The following is an 8,719-nucleotide window of genomic DNA, read 5'->3' on the forward strand; positions in this document are numbered from 1 at the left end:
TTGTAGAACATCCGCGTCAAAGGCAGTTGTAGAACATCCGCGTCAAAGGCAGCGACAATGGCCCTCGTCTTTTCCAGGATATCGTCCCACCGGCTGAACAGAACGTCGCACGATAATTTGGTGTGTTTGTTTGCCACGCCCAGAAGTGCTGCCACGTCATCAAGGGACTGGGCGTAGGCATAAGTATTCGCGCGCCTTACTGCCGGAACACCCCGGAGCCCGGCTCTGGTGACCTCTTCCATCGCCTCCGGGCGCTCCAGCACGTTAAGAGATTCAAACGCCAATCCGTGTTCCGAAATAAACTCTTTTACTTTAACGCAGCTGGAGCAACCTGGAATCCAGTAGACAGAGATTTCCGGGCGGCTTTCCAGGGATGACTCGGCATTGGTTGGCGACAAGGCGAATTCTCCTCCCAGCAGAGTTTTGTTTCCTCGAAGGGTCATCGTGTTGAGCGAGCGGGCGGTATTAAGTACCGCCACTACGCGGCATGAGCACAGACCGATGACACCCTGAACGCTATCACGACGCCGAGCATCACAGAACCCAAATGATCGATTGATATGTCCCAAATCGACGACATCATAAGCTCGGCTTATAGCGGACGCGGTGACGTCCAGGATGAAATCGCAAAACTCCGATGTTCACGCCACGTTTGCCTTCGGGCTTCAGCACCATGGCGCAACCTGCGAAAAGGCCGGACTGCCTTACGGGTGATCATCGCATTTGGAAAATTCCACGGCGTCGACGACGCCAATCGGTGACTTCATCACGAGGATGCGCCTGTCCAGTTGATGGCCCGGAACAAGATCGCCGTAAAGGCGACGTGCTTCTTCCGCAAACCATTCAATGAAACTAGCGCCGTAAGCAATCTCGCCGATCGCCTCGGCGAGCGGCTTTCCCTGCTCTAGGGAGAGAATGCTCCCCAAGTCCTGGCAGTTCGCCATCACAAGTTCGAACCATTGTCGCTATACGGCCGAGCGATTATTGGCCGTGCGTGCTGCCCATTCCCTTTGGGCGATTTACGCGGCTTTTATCGCCATGAGTGTTTCGGCCGCGCCCAACTTTGGTACGCGGCCCACGATTTCGCCGGTGGCGGCGCCAGGGTTGTCCAATCTGCCATTTTAGTATTCGCGCAATCTTCAATGCGACAAAGCTGGCTGTCGGCGCTGCCAGGTGTGAACGACATGCCGACTGGCCAAAGCGGACTAGTGGCTAGGCTGCCACCGTTTTCAGATGTGCGGGCGAGGCCTTGTTGACGGCCTGAAGCTTGAACTGCCCGACAAGCGACATCAAATCGTCGGCTTCGCCGGCCAGTTGTGTCGTTGCCGCCGTTGTCTCTTCCACCATCGCCGCATTCCTTTGCGTCATCTTGTCCATGCTGGCCACCGAGGCATTGATGTCGTTCAACCCGGCCGACTGTTCACGGCTGGCCATCGCGATCATCTCAACCAGTTTCGACGCCAGATGGACCTTCTGAGAAATCTGGTTCATGACGGCCCCCGTTTTATTCACGAGCTGCGCTCCGCTCGACACCTCATGCGACGATGTATCAATCAGTTGCTTGATCTGTGTTGCCGCCTGGGCGGAGCGTTGGGCCAGTTCGCGAACCTCGTGTGCGACGACGGCAAAGCCTTTTCCAGCATCGCCGGCGCGCGCGGCCTCGATCCCTGCATTCAGGGCGAGGAGATTGGTCTGGAATGCGATCTCGTCAATGACGTCGATGATCTGCGCGATCGTCCCCGACGCATCCTCGATACGCGCCATGGCGGACACGGCTTCTTCCACCGTCCGCGAGGAGGCGTCGGCAGAATCCTCGGCTTCGGTTACGACGCTGTTGGCCTCCTGCGCTTTTTGCGATGCTGACTTGACGGCGGTCGTGACCTCTTCAACGGCCGCGGCTGTCTCTTCGAGCGCGGCCGCTTGCTGTTCGGTGCGCTTTGCAAGCTGGTCGGCAGAGTCCGACAGATCGCGCAAATTCAGTTGGATCGAGTAAGTGTTGGCGTGGATCTGCACCATCGTGCTATTGAGGCGCGCCACAGAATCATTGAAGTCGAGCCGCAATTGCTCGAGCCTTCCGTAAAGAGGAGTATCGATGGTTTGCGAGATGTCGCCCTTGGACAGCCTCTCCATACCCTTTGCCAAAGCATCGACGGCAAAGGCAATCTGTTGCTCGACCTGCGACCTTTGGAGATCATTGTGCCGCCGTTCTTCCTCAGCCTGTACCCGCTGGTCCTCCGATCGCTGCTCAATCACGGCTTTCTGAAGGGCGTTCTGCTTGAAGATGCCGAGCGCGCGTGCCATTTCACCGAGCTCATCAGCACGCGATACGCCGATAATCTCGGTCTCAAGCGACCCATCGGCGAGCCGTCGCATCGCGTTGGTGATGTCGCGTATAGGGCCTCGGAAGGTCAGGATGAGGCCTATCCCGGCGACAGCCGCGACAGCAACGCCGAGCGCCGTTGCCGCAGCCGAAACAGAGTTTGCATTGCTTCCTTCGGCTGCAGCTGTGCGCTCTTGAACAGCGGCAAAACGGGTTAGGTTTTCCCAGACACTGTTGATGCTCGCGGCGGCGTTTGAGAAGCGCTTTTGGCGCTCGGTTTCGATGTTGACTAGGTCCGCAATGGTGGTTTTCATCGCGCCGATCGTTGCACCGATCTCCTTTGCAAGATCCGCGACGGCGCCGAGGTTGGCGGACACCGCCACCAAGCTCTGCACGCTTTTTTCTTGGCTTCGCATTGCCATCGACAGCTGGGCGGCATTCTCTGTGGTCGGCGCTAGCATAAAGGGTGTTGCCGTCGTCTGCACGATATAACCGCTGTCCAGCAATTTGCGGCTGCGGTCTGTCGTGACGGTCATTTTTTTCATCGGGCCATCCAATTCAGCAAACCTCGCGCCGGCTTCATCCATCTTTCTGGTGGACTCCCGTAACAAGTCAGCGGATATGGCCGAGAGTCCCTGGACGGCAGCGGAAATCGCATCGGCGGAGGTCGCCGACCTGTCGCCGGCGGCGATGATTTGCGACAAAGTGTCGATTGTTGCCGAAAGTGTCCTGTTAAGGGCAGGCTGGTTCGAAAGGCTGTCGACTAGGGCGTGTTGCTGATTGCGCAAGCCGGTCATCTGGGATGCCAAATAGTCGAATTTGGCGTTTCCATCCGGCCGGGTTTGAAATGCTGAGACCAAACTGTCGAGAAATCCGGCCGCCTTTGCGACACGGTTCGCCTGGCGCAGGACAATTTTCGTATCAAACTCCTTGCGGGTGAATTGCGCAGCAAGCGTTTCCGTCTCGGCGCCAATCCTCTTCTGCAAACTCGTGATGCCGTCGAGCTGGGTACGTAGCTGCACGACGACCGCAGTCTTGTGCTCCTGCTCGCTCCAGAGCTGTTTGATGCTCTCGGCGATGTCTTGCGAGGTGGCCAGGGAGGCTTCAATCGTATCGCGGCCAGCCGCACCAGGTTTCAAATCCGACATGGTGTTGGAAAGGATAGAAATCTGTTCGTTGAGCTTTTCTGCTGCGAGATCCCGTCGTTCGACCGTTGCGTTGGCCAGGAAGTCGGTCATCGCGGCCGATACCTCTTTGAAACCGGATAGAGATTGAACGATGTTGTTCGAAACTGTCATGCGTCCACGCAAGGTGTCGGTCGCATAGAGGCCGGTAATGCCCACTGCGACGATGCTTACAATGAATGGCACGATGAATATCAAGACTTTTGTCTGAATTCTGAAACGCGCCAGCACTTGGTCTATCTTCATTTTTCGCTCCCCCCGGTGACTGGCCTACAGACGCGTCACATCGATATGCGGCTCATCGTGCGCGAGGGCCGTTAACCGTTTCTTGTCGCGGGTGACCTGTCGGACGCAACATATAGGTCGAGATTATATGGATAGGTTTGGCGGGCCATTTGGCGCAGTTTTCTATTGCTAATATGAAAACACTCTGTCGTGACTCGATCTGGCCGGATCAGTGCTGCCTGAAAGAGACATCGGGGAGGCGAAGAGCGGAGAGCAGCTAGAATTCACGCGGAGAGTACTATGGGCAAAATCGACAGTGCTGCAAAGTTACCCACGGTTATTACGCCTCGAAGTTGACCTTTGCCCCTGTGCAGCTACAGCCGTTGGCTGGCGCGGACTTCGACGTAACGGTCTCCGGTGTCTTCTGATCTCCAACATCTGCGGGTTCTCATGCACTTGCTCAATCAGAGCAGGCGCGGTCAGGCCTTCCACGTATACTTGACGAAGGCCGCTATCTGGGATGCGGCCGGTTCCGGATACTGAAAATGCGCAGCGTCGCCAGCTCGCGTATAACCTTGGACCTTGCCACGCTGATTGCCGGGAAAGAGATCGGCGACCACCGTCATAGTGACGGGTTGAATTGCCCCGGCACGAATTCCTTGCAGGAGACGAAAGGCGATTATCGACGGCATCGACCATGCGAACCCTGCAAGCACCGAAGCAAACAGAAATAGCGCGATGCCGACAAGGACCATCGGCTTGCGGCCATAGATATCCGCAAGCTTGCCAAAGACGACGATCGTCGTCGTTTGGGTCAACAGGAATGAGGAAAAACCCAAGAATAGAGATTGATCTGTCCGAGTTGGGCAGCGATCTGCGGCATTGCGGTTGAAACAATCGTTGCCTCGATGGCGATCATCGCCATGCATGCCATGATCGCGACGACAACCACTCCGCGATAGGAAGATTTTTCAGTCATGGGCGCTTTCAGGCGAGAGGGCCTACACTGAGACTCGAGCTTTTAGTGCCCACTGCGTTATGGTGCGCCAATCCTAAGTACTCTGCAGACCCGTCGCGTCAACCCTTCATCTCGTGTCGAGAAGGCAAGCACCGCCGTGTGGCCCATGAGATATAGCGTGACGATATATCCTCGCTCGACCGGGTGAGAGTTCAAAGGCTAGCATCAGGTCGACAGACGCTATATGGCAAGGGACGAAAATATGGCGAAAGGGGAATGCGAGTATGAGTGATAGACCTCAAGTCATTTGCCTCATGATGACCTCCCCAGATGGCAGCCTGCACCCTAGCCGGTGGACTAGGAGCCCGGACGGCGTTCGATCGGACTGGTCGTCGCTTTATGAAAAGGTTCACACGTTGCACAGCGCAACCGCATGGATGGTGGGGCGTGTGACGATGGCCGAAATCACGAAGGCTGGACCTCATCCTCCGTCCGGAACCCCTGATGCCAAACGGCCCCATTATTTCGCTCGGCCCGGCGCGTCCAGTTTTGCGATTGCGCTTGACCCCTCCGGCAAGCTTCATTTTTCCAAAGACGAGCTGTATGGCGATCATGTTATCGTGTTGCTTGGATCAGACGTTTCCGATCGACATCTAGCGGAACTTGCAGGTGATGGCGTTTCTTATCTGGTATCGGACGACAAGGAGATTGACGTCGGCGCGATGCTCGAACTTCTAAGAAAAGAACTGGGTATCACCCGCGTTTTGCTCGAGGGCGGGGCCAATGTTAATGGTTCGCTGATGGCGGCTGGCTTGGTCGACGAACTCAGCCTTATCGTCGCTCCGGCGCTCGAGGCAAGAAGAGGCAGCGATCGTATAATCGAGTTTGGGGAAGAGGGTTTGGCCGATAAAGTCGAATTGTCGCTGATATCATGCGATCCATTGGGCCATGGCGCCGTTCACCTGCGCTACTCCGTCAAAACGCCAAGCTGAGAAACCACGCACTCATCAATTGATTGGCCAATGGTGTTTTGATCCGCCGTGGAAAGGCCGTTGATGGTCTTTTGCGCACCGGTTCTCCTGCGATCCCATCACCTTCATGTCGTTGCAACTGCACGGAGCGGCCACGACAATTGGAACGCAGTCTATGCTTTCGCACTACGTCTCGTGCGGCCGCTGCAGCTAGGAGCTTTGCGTCATCTGTCCCCCGCATTGACTCCGACGTCGCCTCAGCCGAAAACAATATTTGGCTATAGAGGAGATAACTAATGGCTGACGAGGATAATGCAGGCGCCGTTCTTGTGGGTGCCGAGACGAATATGCCGGTAAAGGCGCCTGCGGTAAAAAAACAACGCGCCCGACGGGTTAAAAAGCCCGCTCTCGAAGCCACAGCGGCTCCGTCTATTGCAACAACCGAGAAAGTGAAACGAGGCCGAAGAAAGCGCAGCGAGGAGACCGATGACGTCAACGTCGCGACAGCAGCGCCCGCCGCCGGCAAACGAGGTGCAAAAGCAGCGCCTCAGGTTCAAAAGAGCGGCACTCGTGTTAAGCGAGTACGGCAACCTATCGAAACGCCTACTTCGGCAATCGATGAGATGGCGGAGCTTCTTATGCTTGAGGAAGAGAATAAGAGGCTCCGGAAGTCACTTGCTGAAAAGCTGCGCGGCGAAAACGCCGATCTGCGCAAACGGCTGGGTCTGGATTGATCATCAAGCAATTGGGGACGGTTGTGAGATCGGCCCCGATCACTGCAAACTCGATCAGACGAGTGTGCCGCCTGGGGGCGAAACCAGATAAAAAGCGAGAGCGTTTCGCGCGAATTGATCGAGGTTGAGACGTTATGAAATCACCATGGAAATTCCTAGCTGAGCTGGCGTCGCGAAGGCGGCGGGCAGACGTGCAAGAGGGCTTGACTGGGGATGAGCTAAAAGGCGACTTAAGCCAAGGCGAGGGGGAGCAGACACCCTCAAACCTACCCAAAGCTTCAGACGGACCCACGCAGAACGAACACCTGCCTGTTGATGACGTCTCGGCAACGACGTCCCCCGTCGCTGTCATCGATGTCGTTCCCGTGCGGGCGGCTTCGCAACCAGTGGATTTCCCTACACTTGACCCACATGATGATGGCAGGCCCTCACCGCCGGTAAGAAAAGCGATTAATCACCGTTTAAAGGCTGCGGGAAGAAAGTCGGAAATCGCAAAGGGCGTGCGTGCGGATGCTGTCGTGCAGAACACCACACGTACTGATAAGCAGCAACCTGAGCCGCTAATCTCCCCGCATGAGAGCTTCTTTGCGAGCGTCATGAGCCTGGATGAGGACATTAAGCAACTGAGAAAGCAGTTGGCTGAAAAGCTGCATTTGCAGAATGTTCAGCTTAAAAGGATGCTTGAGCGATTCGACGGATCGTAACAATCGGCAAAACACCTCAAATACGGAACACTTATGAAAACACAGCAGCGAAAATTCGTTGTCGAATTTAAATCAGGACGGCGTCGGTCGGCCAAGCAGCCAGATTCCATCTGGGGGAATGCTGATCTCAAGTCTCTGGCTCGTCAGGCGCAAGCTGAGGCACCGCATCTTTTCGAACCCAACATGATTGGAACGGCGTCAGAGAAACATGGGCCATCGCAGCCGCATCCCTCGCCGGAAAAGGATCTTGTCTTCAGCGCTGAGGCTGACGGCGACAATGTTGGTGAATTGTCGCGGGATACTGAGCAACTTGGTGCGCCGGTTCAACACGAGCCTTGGATTGCCGCAGTCGATTCGTCCCCTGAGGAAGAAGCGTCAAAACCTCAAGCTCGCGCAATCAAGAGGCGCCGGCGAAGGGCTGGACGCGGGAAAGCCGCGAGTGTCGCCGAGCGACAGTCAACGCCGGCACCGAACGACGCTTCGCGCGATGAACTGACTGTCCTTTATGAGGAAAACCGACAGCTTAAACGCCTACTGGCCGAGCATCTGCTTCAACAGAACATCGAACTTCGAAAGATGCTTGAGCGCTTCGGCGACGCTTAGCCTTTGACGCGCGGACGTAGCGTGGTGCCGACACCGACTGGCCACGCCTCTGAGTGCCGTGACGCAGGAGCGTTTCGACGCGCCATTTGCGTTCAGCGGCGATGAGGCCCGTCCCGCCACGAACGGTAACGGAATGGCGCCGATCGTGGCGAGTGCTGCGAGGCAGACATATTTGAGACCCCGGCGAACTCCTCGGTCCCGTATTTGGACGTTCCAGGCCAAGATCGGAGCGTCTCGCTCCCGAGGCGCCCGCTTTCGGATCGGACCCACCGATATGGTGATAACCCCAGATTATAGCAATTCGTCTGGCACCATTGCGGCACGACGATCACGAAGTTAATGACAGGAGGACGGGATACTGGTTGCGGTTTAATGCAAATCTTGCGCCTTGATTGTCCCTTTTATCACGGTCAGCAAGGAGGTGCACATGGCCTATGCGATAACGTTCGTGGACGACCCGGATGTTCGAGAGAAAAAACAGCAAATTCGGCCTGTGCACATTGACTATATAATGCAGAATGAACATCGCATTATCGCCAGCGGCGGCTTTTTTCCTGATGACGACGACTTTCCAAACGGTGGGCTCATTCTGCTTGACACTGACGTGCGGCAGGAGGCGATTGATTATATTGAGAACGATCCGTTTTTCCTGAATGGAATTTTCAGCAAATATACGGTGCGCCGATGGAAAAAATTCATCTTCGCTCATAAGCGGGTCACGACCTAAACCCGCTTTCTGAGAAGACGGCGCGGCGGAAAACGAAGTCCCAATGGCATGGCGCTATTCAATTCAGCCACCCACAGCAACGGCGCTTACAGCCCCAGATCGACGGTAAGCATACGGTGAAGGCCGCTGGTCACGCCGCTTGAGCGTCGATGGTCGGCGGTGTCCAGTTCCATGGAAGCAGTTGCTCCAACCTGGTGATCGGAGTGTCGGCTATGCGGGCGAGGATGTCGGCAAGCCACGCCTGCGGATCAATGTCGTTGAGCTTTGCCGTCATGATCAGCGTAGCCATGAAG

At 56.1% G+C, this 8,719-nt stretch carries 8 protein-coding genes and 2 pseudogenes; 5 read left to right on the forward strand and 5 right to left on the reverse strand.

Features of this window, described 5'->3' with window-relative positions; genetic code table 11:
• The 4 genes and pseudogenes from AC1D1Z_RS30545 to AC1D1Z_RS30560 all read right to left on the reverse strand — a co-directional run.
• On the reverse strand, positions 1-398 hold a 398-nt coding region (locus AC1D1Z_RS30545), incomplete at its 3' end, for a glutaredoxin family protein (protein WP_477852605.1).
• 262 nt (positions 399-660) lie between these two features.
• A pseudogene (locus tag AC1D1Z_RS30550) lies at positions 661-1,112 on the reverse strand (aldehyde dehydrogenase family protein); the annotation flags it as partial.
• Positions 1,113-1,212: 100 nt separating this feature from the next.
• Positions 1,213-3,750, reverse strand: coding sequence for a methyl-accepting chemotaxis protein (locus AC1D1Z_RS30555; protein WP_065277905.1), 2,538 nt, complete (start codon positions 3,748-3,750; stop codon positions 1,213-1,215).
• 548 nt (positions 3,751-4,298) lie between these two features.
• A pseudogene (locus AC1D1Z_RS30560) lies at positions 4,299-4,708 on the reverse strand (MFS transporter); the annotation flags it as partial.
• 263 nt (positions 4,709-4,971) lie between these two features.
• On the opposite strand from AC1D1Z_RS30560, the gene AC1D1Z_RS30565 reads away from it, so the two are divergent.
• The 5 genes from AC1D1Z_RS30565 (at position 4,972) to AC1D1Z_RS30585 (ending at position 8,426) form a co-directional block, all read left to right on the forward strand.
• Positions 4,972-5,679 (forward strand): RibD family protein, encoded by a 708-nt coding sequence (locus AC1D1Z_RS30565; RefSeq protein ID WP_065277904.1) that lies wholly within the window; start codon positions 4,972-4,974, stop codon positions 5,677-5,679.
• A gap of 275 nt (positions 5,680-5,954) precedes the next feature.
• Entirely contained in the window at positions 5,955-6,392 is a 438-nt protein-coding gene (locus tag AC1D1Z_RS30570) for a hypothetical protein (RefSeq protein WP_018517554.1), read from the forward strand.
• Between the two features lie 191 nt (positions 6,393-6,583).
• The gene (locus AC1D1Z_RS30575; protein WP_128408340.1) at positions 6,584-7,096 is read left to right on the forward strand and encodes a hypothetical protein; all 513 of its coding nucleotides are present in this window, start codon (positions 6,584-6,586) and stop codon (positions 7,094-7,096) included.
• Positions 7,097-7,129: 33 nt separating this feature from the next.
• A complete protein-coding gene (locus AC1D1Z_RS30580) occupies positions 7,130-7,699 on the forward strand; it encodes a hypothetical protein (RefSeq protein ID WP_018517556.1) in 570 nt (189 codons plus the stop codon).
• Between the two features lie 427 nt (positions 7,700-8,126).
• Positions 8,127-8,426: a YciI family protein gene (locus AC1D1Z_RS30585; protein ID WP_477852609.1), complete on the forward strand. Its 300-nt coding sequence runs from the start codon at positions 8,127-8,129 to the stop codon at positions 8,424-8,426.
• A 130-nt stretch (positions 8,427-8,556) separates the two neighbouring features.
• Here AC1D1Z_RS30585 and AC1D1Z_RS30590 read toward each other — a convergent pair.
• A partial coding sequence (locus tag AC1D1Z_RS30590) for a transposase domain-containing protein (RefSeq protein ID WP_477852611.1) occupies positions 8,557-8,719 on the reverse strand: 163 nt, incomplete at its 5' end.

The sequence above is a fragment of the Rhizobium sp. P1_E1 genome (genome assembly GCF_056406015.1).